This is a genomic window from Microcoleus sp. S13_C5, from assembly GCF_036700845.1.
In the GTDB taxonomy this organism is placed as follows: domain Bacteria; phylum Cyanobacteriota; class Cyanobacteriia; order Cyanobacteriales; family Microcoleaceae; genus Microcoleus.
Window position 1 is genome coordinate 37,136 of sequence record NZ_JAUBPR010000037.1, and the last position, 14,981, is coordinate 52,116.

10 protein-coding genes are annotated in these 14,981 nt (G+C 47.6%); 9 read left to right on the forward strand and 1 reads right to left on the reverse strand.

Going from position 1 to position 14,981, the window contains the following annotated elements; all coding sequences use genetic code 11:
- Positions 1 to 52: 52 nt before the first annotated feature.
- Positions 53 to 3,466, reverse strand: coding sequence for a PAS domain S-box protein (locus tag QUA04_RS12620; RefSeq protein ID WP_333257480.1), 3,414 nt, complete (start codon positions 3,464 to 3,466; stop codon positions 53 to 55).
- Positions 3,467 to 4,235: 769 nt separating this feature from the next.
- Here QUA04_RS12620 and QUA04_RS12625 point away from each other — a divergent pair.
- The 9 genes from QUA04_RS12625 to QUA04_RS12665 all read left to right on the forward strand — a co-directional run.
- The gene (locus QUA04_RS12625) at positions 4,236 to 4,580 is read left to right on the forward strand and encodes a hypothetical protein (RefSeq protein WP_333257483.1); all 345 of its coding nucleotides are present in this window, start codon (positions 4,236 to 4,238) and stop codon (positions 4,578 to 4,580) included.
- 354 nt (positions 4,581 to 4,934) lie between these two features.
- Positions 4,935 to 5,960: an ABC transporter permease gene (locus tag QUA04_RS12630; protein ID WP_333257486.1), complete on the forward strand. Its 1,026-nt coding sequence runs from the start codon at positions 4,935 to 4,937 to the stop codon at positions 5,958 to 5,960.
- Positions 5,929 to 6,105, forward strand: a complete 177-nt coding sequence (locus QUA04_RS12635; RefSeq protein WP_333257489.1) for a hypothetical protein — start codon at positions 5,929 to 5,931, stop codon at positions 6,103 to 6,105. The genes QUA04_RS12630 and QUA04_RS12635 overlap by 32 nt, the downstream gene beginning before the upstream one ends.
- Before the next feature lie 63 nt (positions 6,106 to 6,168).
- Entirely contained in the window at positions 6,169 to 6,924 is a 756-nt protein-coding gene (locus QUA04_RS12640) for a hypothetical protein (RefSeq protein WP_333257493.1), read from the forward strand.
- 506 nt (positions 6,925 to 7,430) lie between these two features.
- A complete protein-coding gene (locus QUA04_RS12645) occupies positions 7,431 to 8,471 on the forward strand; it encodes a hypothetical protein (protein WP_333257495.1) in 1,041 nt (346 codons plus the stop codon).
- A 369-nt stretch (positions 8,472 to 8,840) separates the two neighbouring features.
- Complete coding sequence (locus QUA04_RS12650; RefSeq protein ID WP_333257497.1) at positions 8,841 to 9,614, forward strand: ABC transporter permease; 774 nt, start codon at positions 8,841 to 8,843, stop codon at positions 9,612 to 9,614.
- A gap of 126 nt (positions 9,615 to 9,740) precedes the next feature.
- Positions 9,741 to 10,640: an ABC transporter ATP-binding protein gene (locus QUA04_RS12655; RefSeq protein WP_333257500.1), complete on the forward strand. Its 900-nt coding sequence runs from the start codon at positions 9,741 to 9,743 to the stop codon at positions 10,638 to 10,640.
- Between the two features lie 282 nt (positions 10,641 to 10,922).
- On the forward strand, positions 10,923 to 11,756 hold the full coding sequence (locus QUA04_RS12660) for a sulfotransferase (RefSeq protein ID WP_333257503.1): 834 nt from the start codon (positions 10,923 to 10,925) through the stop codon (positions 11,754 to 11,756).
- 260 nt (positions 11,757 to 12,016) lie between these two features.
- The coding region (locus QUA04_RS12665) for a DUF4347 domain-containing protein (protein WP_333257506.1) at positions 12,017 to 14,981 on the forward strand (2,965 nt) is incomplete at its 3' end.

Consider the following 14,981-nt stretch of genomic DNA (forward strand, 5'->3'; position numbering starts at 1 on the left):
GGGAGTTAGTAATTTCTAGTTTCCAGGCAAGCCGATGTAACAGTTACGCCCCCTAATTTTGCAGATTAACCGGCAAGCGGATAGTAAAAGTAGAACCAACACCCTCCTGACTCTTTACTGAAATATTGCCGCCCATCATGAGGCAAAAACGCTGGCTGATTGCTAGTCCCAAACCGGTGCCGCCGTATTTGCGCGTGGTAGAAGCGTCTGCTTGGGTAAAGGGTTGGAAAATGTGCTGCAACTGGTCGGGAGTCATCCCAATTCCTGTATCTGTACAATTAACAACTAAAAATTCTTTGCTAGCCATTGAAGATTGAGAATCGGCTGTCGGTTCAGAAGTGTTTTCTTGTTTTGATTCGCTGCTGCCGCCGACAATTTTTTCTCGGCTGGCTGTGAGGGTAATTGTACCGTTTTGAGTGAATTTGGCGGCATTGCTCAGCAAATTTAATAAAATCTGCTGCACTTTCGTAATGTCACCGTGCATAGTGCCGATATTGCTAATTTGGTGCAAGTTGAGAGTGTTGCCATTTTTCTCTATTAGCGGCACGGCGGTAGATGCTACTTCTTCAATCAAGGCGGCGATGTCGAAGGTTTCTAAGTAAAGATCCATGCGGCCGGCTTCGATTTTAGAAATGTCGAGAATGTCGTTAATTAGCGATAGCAAGTGTCTGCCGGAAGTGCGGATTTTGTCTAAATCTGGGATGAGTTCATCGTAGCCCAACTCTTCGGTTTCTTCTTGGAGCATTTCGCTGTAGCCGATGATGGCATTCAGTGGTGTTCGCAGTTCGTGGCTCATGTTTGCCAAAAATGCGCTTTTTGCGGTGGAAGCGGCTTCGGCTGCTTCTAGGGCGAGTTGCAAGGCGGATTCAAAGACTTTTCGATCGCTAATATCCTCGACGCTGCCTTCATAGTAGAGTACCTTGCCGTCAGCGTCGCACACTGCGCGCGCGCTTTCGGAAATCCAAATTACCTTGCCGTCAACGCGGTAAACTTGTGACTCAAACCCCGAAACTTCTCCGAATTCTTCCATCACCCGCATAAACTTGTCGCCCTGCTGAGGATTGACGTAAGCTTGCTGTCTGATGTTTGTGAGATTTGATGTCAATTCTTCGGGAGTGGCGTAGCCGTAGATGCGCGCTAAAGCTGGATTTACGCTCAAGAAGTGACCTTCGGGCGTTCTTTGAAAAATGCCTTCGACGGCATTTTCAAAGATGCTACGATATTTTTGTTCTGCTTGACGCAGAGCGATTTGTGTACGATCGCGCTCGCTTGCTTCGATCGCCAATGATACTAAATCTGCGAGGGAAGCAGCAAAATTTTGTTCTTCTAATGTCCAGTTGCGAGTAGTTCCCACTTGTTCGATACAGATGACTCCGACTGTTTGTCCGCCGAGGCGCACTGGCGCGTCTAAGGTTGATGTAGTACCCATTAGTGCAAAGTAAGATTCGGCAAATTCTCTAGTTCTAATATCGGAGAGAGCGTCCTCGGCTGCGATCGTCCGGTGTTCTTCCAAAGCTTGAAAATAAGCTGGATAGTCTGCTGCTGCGAGTTCATTACCTTGGGAATGCTGCGGGTTGCTGCGGCTAAATTGGTCGAGACATTGCAGTTTCGATCGACTCTCATCATACAGCCACACGCCAGCTTTTTCTGTCTGTAGGGTATGAGCTGCCGCTTCGGTGATTTGCCTCAAAGCTACTTTTAAATTGCCTCGATAAAGTGCTTTATTTCTTGCGAGTTCTACCAAAACCGTATTTTGTTTGAGCAACTGTTTTTGCCTTTGGCGTCGCGCCGATTCGGCTCGCTTCTGTTCGGTAATGTCGCGGGCTACTACAATGACGGATTCTTCTGAAAGCGGTGAAATGCTGGCGGCAAAACAAACTTCGCGGTCGTCAATGGTTAAATCGTACTCGATGCTGACAGTTTGTTGAGTATCTAAAGCTGCTCGGATGTGGTTGAGAAAATTGTCGGCTGTAGCTTGCGGAAACACCTCTGTGACTGTTTTGCCAATTAATTCTTCGGTTGGTTTGTAGAGCAGAGAAAGATTTGTGGGCGCGATTTTTAAGTAGCGACCGGTGGAGTCCACAACTATAATTAATTCGTTCATAGCTGCAAACAAAGCCCGCAATTCTGCTTCGGCGGCTTCGAGTTCGGCAGTCCGCTCTGCTACTCGCTGTTCTAAACTAGAGTTGGTTTGTTCGAGGGCAACAAAAGACGATCGCAATTGTCTTGCCATTTGGTTGAAAGAATGAGCTAGAAGGCCGAGTTCTTTGACTCCTTGAACTTCGACTTCGCCGTCTAATTCTGCGGAGGTGAAGTCGGATGACTCAGACATTTTTGTTAAAGCTTTGGAAGCTTGCAACAATCGGGTAATCGGTTTGACAACCCAGCGAGAGGTAAAAATTCCGAGGACGATCGCCAGTACGAAGGCAAAAAAGCACAATAAGATAGTTGTGCGAGTGTTGGCGTTAATTTGCTCCATAAAGTCTGCTTCCGGGATTGCCACTACAATTAGCCAATCGAGGCCGCGGCCGTCTTGCAGGGGAGCAACCGTAATGAATTGACGTTTGCCGTCTATATCGAAGGTAAACTGTCCTTGGCTGTTAATTTGTTCAAAACTACCAAATCGTTTTTGCAAGTATGTCGATGCCGATCGAATTAGCAAATTTTTGCTCTGTGTCGCCAACAGGCGTTTTTGTCCGTCTTTGTCGGTCACAAAGGGCAATTCGTCTGTGGAACTGGCGACTATTTCCCCGCTGCGTTCGATCGCAAAAACTTGTCCCGACGGGCTAATTTTGATGCTTTTGAGAAAATCGCTGATTTGAGAAAGAGTCAGGTCAATGGCCAATACCCCTTGCAAGCTACCCGTTTGGCTGTAGATCGGCCTCACGGGCGTAATGCCGAGCACTGGCGAGGCTGCGAAGACGTAGATGGGAGACCAAGTGGCTTTTCCTGACTGTTTGGCAGCTTGGTACCACGGTCTAGTACGGGGGTCATAGGGGACGGTTTGGATTAGCTCAGTGCGATTTCCTTGGCTATCTAGGCGATAAATTTCGCGGTTTGGAGCGGTTGATTCGTCTCTGATGTATACTAAGTCTTCTGCTTCTCGCTTGAGCAAGAGGAATTTTCCCTGTTCGTCGCCGTAGTAGATGGTTGTATTTCGATCGCTCAGCTTGGTCTGGTTCCACAAATAGCGCTCTAAGTTGGGGAAGTCTTCCGGGTCTAAGTTTCCAGAGGCGATCGCAGCAGTATTCATTTGCAGGAATAGATGAGACACATCCCCAAAACTGCGGAAATTTTCTTTCGTCCTCGCTGCGACTTCCAAGCTTAACCTCGTAGCAAGGTCATTGACGGCTTTCTGGCCGTTGCGAAACGACAGCCATCCAGTCACACCGACTGCTACGGAGATTTGCACCACCAGCGGTATCAACAAAACTAGGCTCAGTGACATCTTGGGCGAGCTTTTCATCAGACAACTGTTCAGACTTTTCAATAACATCAATATTGTGACACCTACCGGGTTTGCCTATCCTTTGTCGTTTAAAAGATGCCCTAGATAATATAAGTTGCAAAGTTGTACAGCAATAGTGAAGTGCGGTAGCCGCCCACTCAAAACTTGGCTGAGGTTTCCACGGCTACTGTAAAAACTTGTAATATTAATCATGCCACTACTTGTGTGAATGTGGCGATCGCTCTGGGGACTCGCGGCCAAAAAGTCACACCAGGTTAGAAAAAATGCAATTGTAGACCCGCGATTCCAACCCTGCTTGTCATCAGTCATTCCCAATTATTCTATTCTTTAATCTAAAATTTAAAAGGGAGCATCTCATATTTGTAAAAACACTTCTTCTGCCTCCTTCCTTCTTCCTCTTTTCTCCTGGCTCCTGACTCCTGACTCCTAACTCCAATTTCTACCTTGGCTGCAAAAGTGAGATGCTCCCATTTAAAATCTCAAATAATCTAAAACTGTATCACTTCCTCCGGGTGCGGGTGCCCACCTTACCCCTGCTTAATAAAAATTTGATTTTTCTTTTTTCTACAGTGCCAGCACAAATGTAAATTATGTGACAATCCACTGTTAGAAAATTTGCTATTAATAAGATAATCGACCAAAATCCCGATCGAGCGCTCATAGGATAATTGAAACATCTGCAGTTCATTGAGGGCAGCAAAGTAAAGCGTTTTTGGCTTTTTTGGACGATCGATCTTTTGGCAAAATAATACTTCTGGAGGATGACATGAACTATACATTTGAAATCCTGGGCGTATCTCCAACTTTAACATTTTTTAACCAGCAGCAGGAATTGCTGCAACAACAGCAGCCGTCCGGTGTAGAATACTTGGCAAACCGGAAGTGTACTCTTGATGCGTTTGTGGCATCCGTAGAGACAGTTTCTCCTAACCGCGGCTGGGATGTCGATCGAGTTGTAGACACCGTGATTAGTTTCTGGATGAACAACTCCGATAGCATCCAGTATTGGAGACACAGGCTGCGGGATGCCGGCAGCGAAAACTTGTTAGTAGCCAGAGTAGGCGATATCAAGTCTTTGCAAGCTGCATTTGAATCGCTGCTGGGCGAATAGAAAAATCGGGAATAGCGAAAAAGTTGATCGACTTTTTCGCAAAAATCAACTCAAATTTCTCTTCGCAATTCCCAATTCCCCTGATTCGCGACACGGAAGCCGCAGATATAAAATATCTGTTTCTTCCAGCTTCTACCTTCCATCTGCCTGATGCCTTATACCAATTTAATGTGAAGTTGCAGATATCTCGCTCCCCCTAAATCTCCCTTAATAAGGGGGACTTTGATCGGAATCTTGTCCACCTCTTATTAAGGGGGGCTAGGGGGGATCGAGATATGTGCAGCCTCATAAAAAATTGGTATTCAACATCTGGCTAATGACTAATGACTTCGCAATTGGCAATTCCCAAATATTATGTCTCGTTCCAAAGCCCTGCAATCTTATATTTTTGTCCGCTTGCTGCTCGCACCCCTAATGTTGTGGACAATCACCACAGCAGTATTTTTATTGTTGCGGGCCACTCCAGGCGACCCCATAGATGCCATTCTTGGCTCACGAGCTCCCGCAGCGGCCAAAGAAGCAATGCGAACTCAACTCGGCCTCGACGCACCCCTGTGGGAGCAATATTTCAAATACATGAAAGACTTATTCAGTCTGAACTTGGGAACCTCAATCACCACTCGCGGACAAACCGTGTGGCAAATTATCGGAGACTATTTCCCCGCTACAGTGGAATTAGCAGTTTGTAGCATGGCCATAGCTTTAATTGTCGGCATCAGTATCGGTTCCCTGGCAGCATCTCGCCCCAACAGTATTTTCGATGCTGCAGGCCGTTTGTTTGGCATTATCACTTACTCGCTGCCGGCTTTTTGGGCTGGCATGGTTTTGCAATTAATTTTCGCGGTGCAGTTGGGATGGTTTCCCCTGGGAACTCGCTTTCCCGTCACATCCCCCGCCCCCGAAGGCTACACAGGACTATACACTATTGACAGTCTCCTGAGCGCTAATCCTGGTCAGTTTCTCACATCTTTGCATTATTTGGCACTTCCGAGTTTGACGTTGGGGATTCTTTTGAGCGGCATTTTCGAGCGCATTGTCAGAGTGAATCTCAAGCAAACTTTGCAAGCAGATTATGTCGAAGCAGCGAGAGCTAGAGGCATTCCCGAATTGCAGATTTTATGGGCTCACGCTCTGAAAAATGCACTAATTCCGGTGATAACTATCTTAGGATTGACTTTTGCTGCAATGTTGGGCGGTGCTATTTTAACAGAGGTTACTTTTTCTTGGCCGGGGTTGGCAAATCGCCTTTACGAAGCGATTAGCTTGCGGGATTATCCAACTGTTCAAGGTATTGTGGTGTTTTTTGCGGCAATTGTCGTAATTGCCAGCATTGTAATTGATATTTTGAATGCTTACGTTGACCCCCGAATTCGGTACTAAAAATATCAAGGAAGAAGGGCAACGGATGCGCGACTGTGGCACTATCGGCTTTTTCTACCTGCACTTTCTGGATTCGCGAGATGTTTCAGCTAGCGGTGGCCCTGTAGAAGCAGTTGTCAAAAAGCTCGATCGGCTTTTAGAGTGACGACACTTGCCAATTTATAGGCAATACTGGAGAAAATAAACTTCAATTTTTGAGGAAACGCTGATGAGATTATTGCGAACAATCGCCGCTCTATCGGCGGCCTTTACCCCACTGATGGCTGAAGCTGCCTTTAGCCGTCCCATGCCGGGAACAGCCGATTTTCCCAGAGCCTCAAACCCCCAAGTAAATGTGCCGGTTTGCTTCATAGAAACCCGAGGCGGCACAACTTTTGATTTAGTCAGCTTGTGCGGCAGCAATGCTGCTCCCCAAAACACTAATCCGGTTGCGGGCAACCCCGCCAATGCTCCTGCCAATAACCCCAATGCAGGCGCTCCGCCTGCTCCCCCGAACCCCAACGCCATCACCAGAGATGGGGCCGGTACCCCGATAACTACTCCTACAGGCACGGCAAATCCCAACAATCCCAACAATGCCAATCCGGGAACTTCGCCCGCAGGTACTCCCAACAACAATGCCAATCCGGGAACTTCGCCCGCAGGTACTCCCAATAATGCCAATCCGGGAAGTTCACCGAGCACCAATCCCAATAATCTCAATCCGGGAAGTTCGCCCTATATCACTCCCAACAATCCCAATCTGGGAACTTCGCCGAATACCAATCCCAATAATCTCAATCCGGGAAGTTCACCGAGTACCAGTCCCAATAACAGTGCGTCTCCCACGGGTGGAACTGCTGGCGGCGGCAACGGCGATTTAGTGCCCAATCCCAATATCAATCTTCCGAGAGTGCCGCCGAGTTCCTTTGGTCCTGGAGGTGTTGCACCGACTAGAGATGCGATTGATGGCCCCCGCCAGTAATAGGCGAAGTGTCAGAACTTTCATCACAGAAACCGGGTTTCTCGGAAACGTTCTCTTTTTAAGGGATATTTCACCCGCGAGAAAGCCGGAATATTTATTTGCCTGCTTAATATTGCTCTCAGGTGCGATCGGCATATTTTGTAGCAGAGTAGCCAAATAAAAGTTAAGCTAAGAACTTGTAGACGCTATCAGCCAAGCACTCTTTCAAAACTGGACAACCAGGTAGAAGCAGTGAGAAATAGCCAGCTTTAATCCGTAACAGGATTAGCGATCGGCACAGGTTAAAATTATTACCAGGCGGGTGCTCGCCAGCTCCAAGTTCTCAAGCTAAACCATTCAACAGGAATATTTTTGTTAAGCCAGTGTGGTTTGGAAAGTACCGGCTGATAACATTAGCGAGACAAAATTAACCCGATTATTCGGAGGCTCTTCATGAGCAAAATATTTGTTTTAATAAATTGGAACAAAATTGCTCTAGACCCGATCGCACTTGAGGAGGACATCTAGTGTCAAACTTAGTTCAACGCTTAGAAATAACCGCTCATCCGCAACTTGAAAAATCCCTCGGTTATCGAGGAGATAGTCGCTGGGTAGCTTGGCGCTGGGAACCCGACATCGACCAACTTATTTCCAGCGACGGCAAAACTGTCGGCACTGGCAATAATATGGCTTGGCTGGTGTTTTTGCAGCACGATTTAGTCGATCCTGCGGTACAAGAGTACAACCTGGGCGAGGGCGATCGCTACTGGCTGCTTTTAGACACAGAAACTAGAAATCTCTACGTCGGCGAAGGGAAAACAGTTCAAAGTTTGCTTGAACAGCCGGAAAGTTTAGGTTTATTGGCTTGTCTCGATGGCGGGAATGCCGATCAAACTGGTGAAACTTGGCAGCAAACGCTATCTCAACTAACAGCCAAACCAGTTGTTCGCCACCTCACAAATGCCCTTCCTTTCGGTATCGCGGCTGCTTTGATAGGTGCTTTAGGCATCGGAACCGGATTGTGGGTAGTGCCGGCGGTGCAGCAGAAAATAGCCGAAAAAGCTGCTTTTATTTCCCCAATTAGTTCTGGCGCCAACTGCGGGCTTGGCGGTTCAGACGATTTTTCAGCTTATATCGGTTCGTCAAGCGGAAACAAAGAACTTCATTTAATAGGCGTTTACGAAGCCAATGCGGATCACAAGGACCGAAATTTATCTAAAAGGGCGATCGAAGTCAAAGTAGAACGCCGAAACAAGCCAATAATTCTCGCACTTTCAGCCTACGAACCCGTGCAATGGAACATTACCGCAGAACCGGGCGCAGTTATCGAAAAAATAATCGTTAACGGATACCACAACCAAACTGTTTCAGGAGTTTCGGGAATTCCGGTAGAAGAGCACAGCTACGAAGAAACCGGAGACAATCTCGGTGACTTTATCTACAAGTGGGGTGCTACCGCTGACAGTTCCAATACTTCTTCCCTCGTGACTAAATTGGAACAGAAAAACGGCACCAGTTTAACTTCTTTTCAAGGATGCTACAGAGGTAAGAACTTTAGTATTAATTGAGAGCAACGACAGAGGGCGACAAGTTATAGAATTTTAGATTTTCGATTTTCGATTAAAGAATTGGGAATAACTGATTCGATATGGGTTGGGAACGTGTTACAGTTCCGTTCTTTTTTTTAACTGGTGTTAAAACCTATCCCTCTAAAATCACAAAACCCGCCGACGCGGGTTTTTTATTGAGAGCTAAACTTATTGGCATCTCTATAGCAATCCTCGCATCATTTGTGAATTTCTTACTCCCTCCCCTTGGGTTCGGGGAGGGTTGGGGTGGGGTAAAAAATTTACGACTCCTGCAAGGATTGCTATATGGTATGATATGCGGTGGCGTCATTACCAATTCCCAATTATAACAATACTAATAAATTTCTTATGAAATACTGGTACGAAACGCTCGCAGTAGCACAGCGAATTTTAATTGAATTGGGGAGGCGGCGGCGCAGCTTAGTCTTGTGGAGTATATTTCCAGTTTCTATCTTGCTAATTAACGGTTTGATTTTAAAAGAACGCGCTAATCTCACCACAGCAAAAGCCTTTGAAACTGCTGCACCTGCAAGCTTAGTAGGAGCGGCTTTATTTTTTAGCTGTCTCGGTGGTAGCGTAGCAACAGTAGTAGCAGAGCGAGAACAGCATACCCTCAAACGCTTGTTTATTTCCCCGCTGAGCGGCACTTCCTACTTTTTAGGAATTTTCCTGGCTCACAGTTGCATCGGCATCGGCCAGGTAATTTTAGTATACACGATCGCCTCTTGTTTAGGAGCACAATTCCAAGGCTCTATTCTGCTAGGATGTGCGATTATTCTGCTCAGTATTGTATCTTATGTAGGTGTAGGCTTTATTCTCGGCACCCAGTTTGCGAGGCGCACTGAAGATGTCAACTCGCTAGTAGCCGCTTTCGGCGTTCCTTTGTTGATTTTAGGAGGCGCATTTTTGCCTACTTCGCTGTTTCCCAAAAGTCTGCTGGATCTGGCCCAGTATAATCCAGTTTATCACATGAACGAAGCGCTGATGGGCGTGTGGGCTGACGGCAAAGATTTGGCTGATATTGCAGAACACTTTTGGTATTTATTCATATTTTCTATTGCCATGATTGCAGGTGGATGGCTTTCTTACCGCAGGATGCTGAGAGTAGAAAGAAGACTTTAAAACGAGTTCATTATGTCGTAATTATTCATCTCTCTCTTCTGGAGACTCAGCGCCCTCTGCGCTCTCTGCGGTTTAATCGTTCAGAAACAACGGTAAATATATAAAATAATACGGAGAATCAAAGCAGTGCTGCAAATAGAAAAGCTAAATAAATCCTACGGCGAGCGTTCAGTGCTTAAAGATTTAACACTGCACATTCAATCTGGAGAAATTTACGGTTTGCTCGGGCCAAACGGGGCTGGGAAAACTACAACTATCAATATTTTATGTAATTTGCTAAATGCAGATAGCGGCAAAGTTTCTATAAATGGCGAACCTGTTTCCGAAGCTACAAAATTGTTAATAGGGGTAGCGCCTCAAGAAAATTTGCTTTACCAAAGCCTTAGCTGCGAAGAAAACCTCAACTTTTTTGCTCAAATTTACGGCTTAGAGCGCAAGCAGCGGCGCTATCAAGTAAGACAGTGTTTGAAAGCAGTTAATTTAACAGATAGAGCTACAAGCCCTGTGGAAACTTTGAGCGGAGGAATGCAGCGCCGTTTGAATATTGCGGTGGCTTTGGTACACCAGCCTAAATTAGTAATTTTAGATGAACCGACAACGGGTTTAGATATTGAGGCTCGCTATGAAATTTGGGAGTTAATTCAGCGCTTGCAATCGGAAGGAATTACAATTCTGCTGACAACTCATTTGTTGGATGAAGCTGAGCGGCTGTGTCATAAAATCGGGATTTTAAAGAATGGCAGTATTGTGGCTGAGGGCAGTTTGGAGGAGTTGCAAAAACTGATTCCAGCTCAAGAAATTATCGTGGTAAAAACAGACCAAGAAGCTGAAGCCATCGCCCGCGCTAAACAATGCAGTTTCATCCCCCGCCGCTACGGTAGCGATTTAGCTTTTTGGCTGCCGGAACGTTTAGAATTAAAAGAGATTATTTTGCTATTCGATGGAATTTCTATTGATTCAATTGCTCGGTATCCGGTGCGGTTAGAACATATTTATGTAGAAGTGACTAAACAAACTGTATCCTAATCTGCGTCTATCTGCGTATATCCGCCACCATCTGCGGTTAAAGTTCCAAAGTAATTCTGTAATCAGGGCAAAGAGCCGACTTTTCCGACTTATAAAGGCAGAGTCCGGAAGTAATGATAGAGATAGGGAAAGTCAACCCACGAGGTCTAGATTTTAAATATCTCGTAAATTTGGATGTTGTGTTGGGAAATATTAAATAATAAAAAATGGTCTAAAAATATGCCTTTAGTATGATAGATTTAAGTTGGATATAAGTTATGTAGCCATTCCAAGGGGAGGTCAGTGAAAGCCCACTTTATATCAGGACTTCCGCGATCGGGATCTACTCTGCTGGCAGCTTTATTGCGCCAAAATCCCCGTTTTCACGCAGCTATGACTAGCCCAGTGGGGGGATTAGTGGAGCGGATGCTAGAAGCGATGAGCGAAGACAATGAATTTTCCACGTTCATTTCCTCTGAACAAAAACGGGCACTGATTATGAGCATCTTTTCAGCTTATTATCACCCGCAAGCTGAAAAAGAAGTGATCTTCGACACCAATCGTCTTTGGTGCAGCAAGTTGCCCTTAATTCGGGAATTATTTCCTGAAGCTAAAGTTATCTGCTGCGTCCGAAATATCGCTTGGATTATGGACAGCATTGAGCTACTGATTCGGCGCAACGCCTTTGATGTTTCCAGGTTATTTAATAATTCAGCGGAACGGGCTACAGTCTACAGCCGCACCGAAGCATTAAGTCAGGGTTCCCGTTTAGTTGGTTATGCTTACAACGCTCTTAAAGAAGCATTTTATAGCGAACAGAGTGCATCTCTTCTACTGGTAGATTACGACCTATTAACCATAAAGCCGGCTAAAACGATGTCGCTAATTTATCAATTTCTTGGCGAAGAGGCTTTTGAGCATGATTTCGAGAATGTTCAATATCAAGAGCCAGAATTTGATAATAAGCTCAAAACACAAGGGTTACATCAAGTGCGTGCTCAAGTCGAGTTTAAACCGAGAAAAACAATTTTACCCCCCGATTTGTTTGAGCGATTTGATGGCTTGTCATTTTGGACTGATGCCACAAATAGTCGCGCCAGCGCCATTGTCGCGAAGCCACAGTCAGGCAGGGGTTAAAACCCTTGCCTCAAAGCGCAAGTCCTCACTTCCGAGGACTGAAAAACTCATTAGTCCTCGGAAGCGAGGACTTTAGCTATGAGACAGGGAATTCATTCCCTGGCGGACTAGCGGGCGAGCGAGAAAACTGGCCGGTTTAAAGCTTCAGTTGATCGGCCTTAGATACATCGCCGTGTCCTGATTGTTCGACGTGTGCTTCGATCAGGGCAGCGCTTCGCACTTGAATATATAAACACTAAATCCCCAAAATATCACCAACCATGAACTCACCAACCACGAACAAGCAAATTATTTTCGTATACTCTTCCGTACAAGACTATCAAAGCCTGATTCAAAACACTGACGCAGCTCAAATTTTCGTTTTAAATGAAAATTTGAGTGGCATTGAGCAAATTACAAACGCCTTGGCTAATCAAAAAGATATAGAAGCCGTACACATCCTTTCTCACGGCAGCGAAGGCAGTGTCAAACTCGGTACAGATGTACTGAATGGAAATGATCTAGAAAAATTCAACACCCAGCTAAAACACTGGGGAAATGCCCTCACAGAAGATGGCGACATCCTCTTATATGGATGCGACGTAGCCGCCGGAGAAACTGGTCATAATTTTGTCAAGCAATTGAGCGAACTCACCGGGGCAGATGTCGCAGCATCTAACGATTTAACCGGAAATGCAGCCCAAGGTGGCGACTGGGATTTAGAAATAGCAACGGGCAAAATAGAAGCCGCCGTACCGTTTAATCGGGAGGCGATGGAAGATTATGACTATACACTGGCTAACTTTAATGTCACGGTGGCAACTGATGATGGCACAGGCACTGTAGCAGGCACATTGAGCAAAGCAATTTTAGATGCTAATTCTCTAGCCGGAGATGACACTATTACCCTCACCAACAGTGTCAGGTTTACGCAAACTCCGAATCAGCTAATCGACAGCAATATCGCCTTTAGTGGTGGCGGTTTCACCGTCAGCGGAGATGCCAATAACAGTGGCAGCAATAATACGGGTGACGTTCGCCCCTTCTTTGTCAAGTCTGGAATCGTCGATTTCTCCAACATGACCATTAGCGGGGGTCGCGCCCAGGGCGGAAATGGGAGCGGTGGGGGTGCAGGCATGGGGGGTGGCTTGTTTGTTTATAACGGCACAGTCAGCCTGAATTCTGTCACCTTTTCTAATAACTCTGCCATTGGCGGAAATGGTGGAGTTATTAGTAGCACGGGCGGCGGTGCTAATTTTGTGCCTCTGAATCCGGCTAATAATGGTGCCAACATTACTGGCACCGGCGGCACCGGCGGCTTCGGCGGTAACGGCGGCAACGGCACCGGCGGCAGTGGCAGCTTCGTCGGCGGCACTGGCGTCGGCGGCAGTGGTGGCTTCGGTGGCGGCGGCGGCGTCGGCAGTGGCGGCAGTGGCAGCTTCGTCGGCGGCACTGGCGTCGGCGGCAGTGGCGGCTTCGGTGGCGGCGGCGGCAGTGGCGTCGGCGGCAGTGGCGGCGGCGGCGGCTTGGGCGGTAACGGCGGCTACGGCGGCGGCGGCGGCGGCGGCACTGCCAGTGGCGTCGGCAGTGGCGGCACTTTCGGCGGTGACTACAAGGGCGGTGGCGCGGGCCTGGGGGGTGCAGTATTCATCCGTCAAGGTACTCTCATCCTTAACAGCACCATATTTACCAGCAACACTGCTACAGGCGGTACAGGCGGTAACGGCGGCAGCAACCCCGGCCGAGGCAAAGGTGGGGCAATTTTCGCCATGCAGTCCCTCACTAACAGCAGCAATGGCAACAACCAGGGAATGCCAACTGTATTACCCACTGTCCGCACATTAGGAGCCACCTTCACCAGCAACACCGCAGCCAACCAAGCAAGCACCCCCACTGCCAACACCCCCGCCAACGGTCAAGGAGTTAACCAAGATAATAACGATGTTTACGGCAGCATTAACACCGCCCCCGTCCTTGCCGATACCGTCGTCACCCTCAGCACCATCCTAGAAGATGCAGTTGCACCCACAGGCGCTGTCGGCAACCTCATCTCATCCATTGCTGCCATCGGTACAGGGCAAAACAACATTATCGACCCCGACACTGGCGCCGTAGCAGGCATCGCCATCACCGCCGCCGACACCACTAACGGCAGTTGGTCCTACACCATAGATGGCGGTACTACTTGGAAGCCCTTGGGTGCAGTATCCGATACCAACGCTCGCTTACTTGCCGCCAATGCCAATACCCGCATTTACTTTCAACCAACCGCCAACTACAACGGCACCGTCACCAACGGCATTACCTTCCGCGCCTGGGATACGCTCTCTGGAACCAACGGCGGCACAGCTAACACTAGCACCAACGGCGGCAGCACAGTCTTCAGCACCGCTACCGACACCGCAGCCATCACCGTTACCGCAGTCAACGACATTCCCAGTTTCACCGCCACCAACCCAACCGTTAATGAAGATGCTGGGGCACAAACAGTAACAAATTGGGCCACCTTCAACGCCGGTGCAGCCGATGAATCGGCCCAAACCGCTACTTATACTGTTAGTAATATCAGCAACTCTGCCTTATTTGCCACAGCACCCGCAATAGACGCAAACGGGAATCTTACCTACACTCCCGCCACCGACGCTAACGGCACTTCTACCTTTGATGTAAAAGTCCAAGATAGCGGCGGCACAGCTAACGGCGGTGTCGATACTTCCACCACCCAAACTTTCACGATTACAGTTAATTCTGTCAACGACCAACCCAGCTTCACCGCCATCAACCCCACAACAGTCAACGAAGACGCAGGAGCGCAAACAGTCACAAATTGGGCCACCTTCAACGCCGGTGCAGCCAACGAAGCTGCCCAAACCGCCACTTATACTGTTAGTAACATCGGCACCCCTAGCTTATTTGCCACAGCACCCGCAATAGATGCAAACGGGAATCTTACCTACACTCCCGCCACCGACGCTAACGGCACTTCTACCTTTGATGTAAAAGTCCAAGATAGCGGCGGCACTGCTAACGGCGGTGTCGATACTTCCACCACCCAAACTTTCACGATTACAGTTAATTCTGTCAACGACCAACCCAGCTTCACCGCCATCAACCCCACAACAGTCAACGAAGACGCAGGAGCGCAAACAGTCACAAATTGGGCCACCTTCAACCCACATTCCGCAGATGTGGGTGGAATTTTTTTATCAGTTGTGAAAAGTGGGAACCCCAAAGTTTTTCCGTTGA

What these genes read in the sequence shown, in the direction of transcription:
- QUA04_RS12650 (WP_333257497.1), top strand. Translation starts at nt 8,841, where the DNA reads ATGAAATACTGGTACGAAACGCTCGCAGTAGCACAGCGAATTTTAATT.
- QUA04_RS12620 (WP_333257480.1), bottom strand. Translation starts at nt 3,466, where the DNA reads ATGAAAAGCTCGCCCAAGATGTCACTGAGCCTAGTTTTGTTGATACCG.
- QUA04_RS12625 (WP_333257483.1), top strand. Translation starts at nt 4,236, where the DNA reads ATGAACTATACATTTGAAATCCTGGGCGTATCTCCAACTTTAACATTT.
- QUA04_RS12635 (WP_333257489.1), top strand. Translation starts at nt 5,929, where the DNA reads ATGCTTACGTTGACCCCCGAATTCGGTACTAAAAATATCAAGGAAGAA.
- QUA04_RS12630 (WP_333257486.1), top strand. Translation starts at nt 4,935, where the DNA reads ATGTCTCGTTCCAAAGCCCTGCAATCTTATATTTTTGTCCGCTTGCTG.
- QUA04_RS12640 (WP_333257493.1), top strand. Translation starts at nt 6,169, where the DNA reads ATGAGATTATTGCGAACAATCGCCGCTCTATCGGCGGCCTTTACCCCA.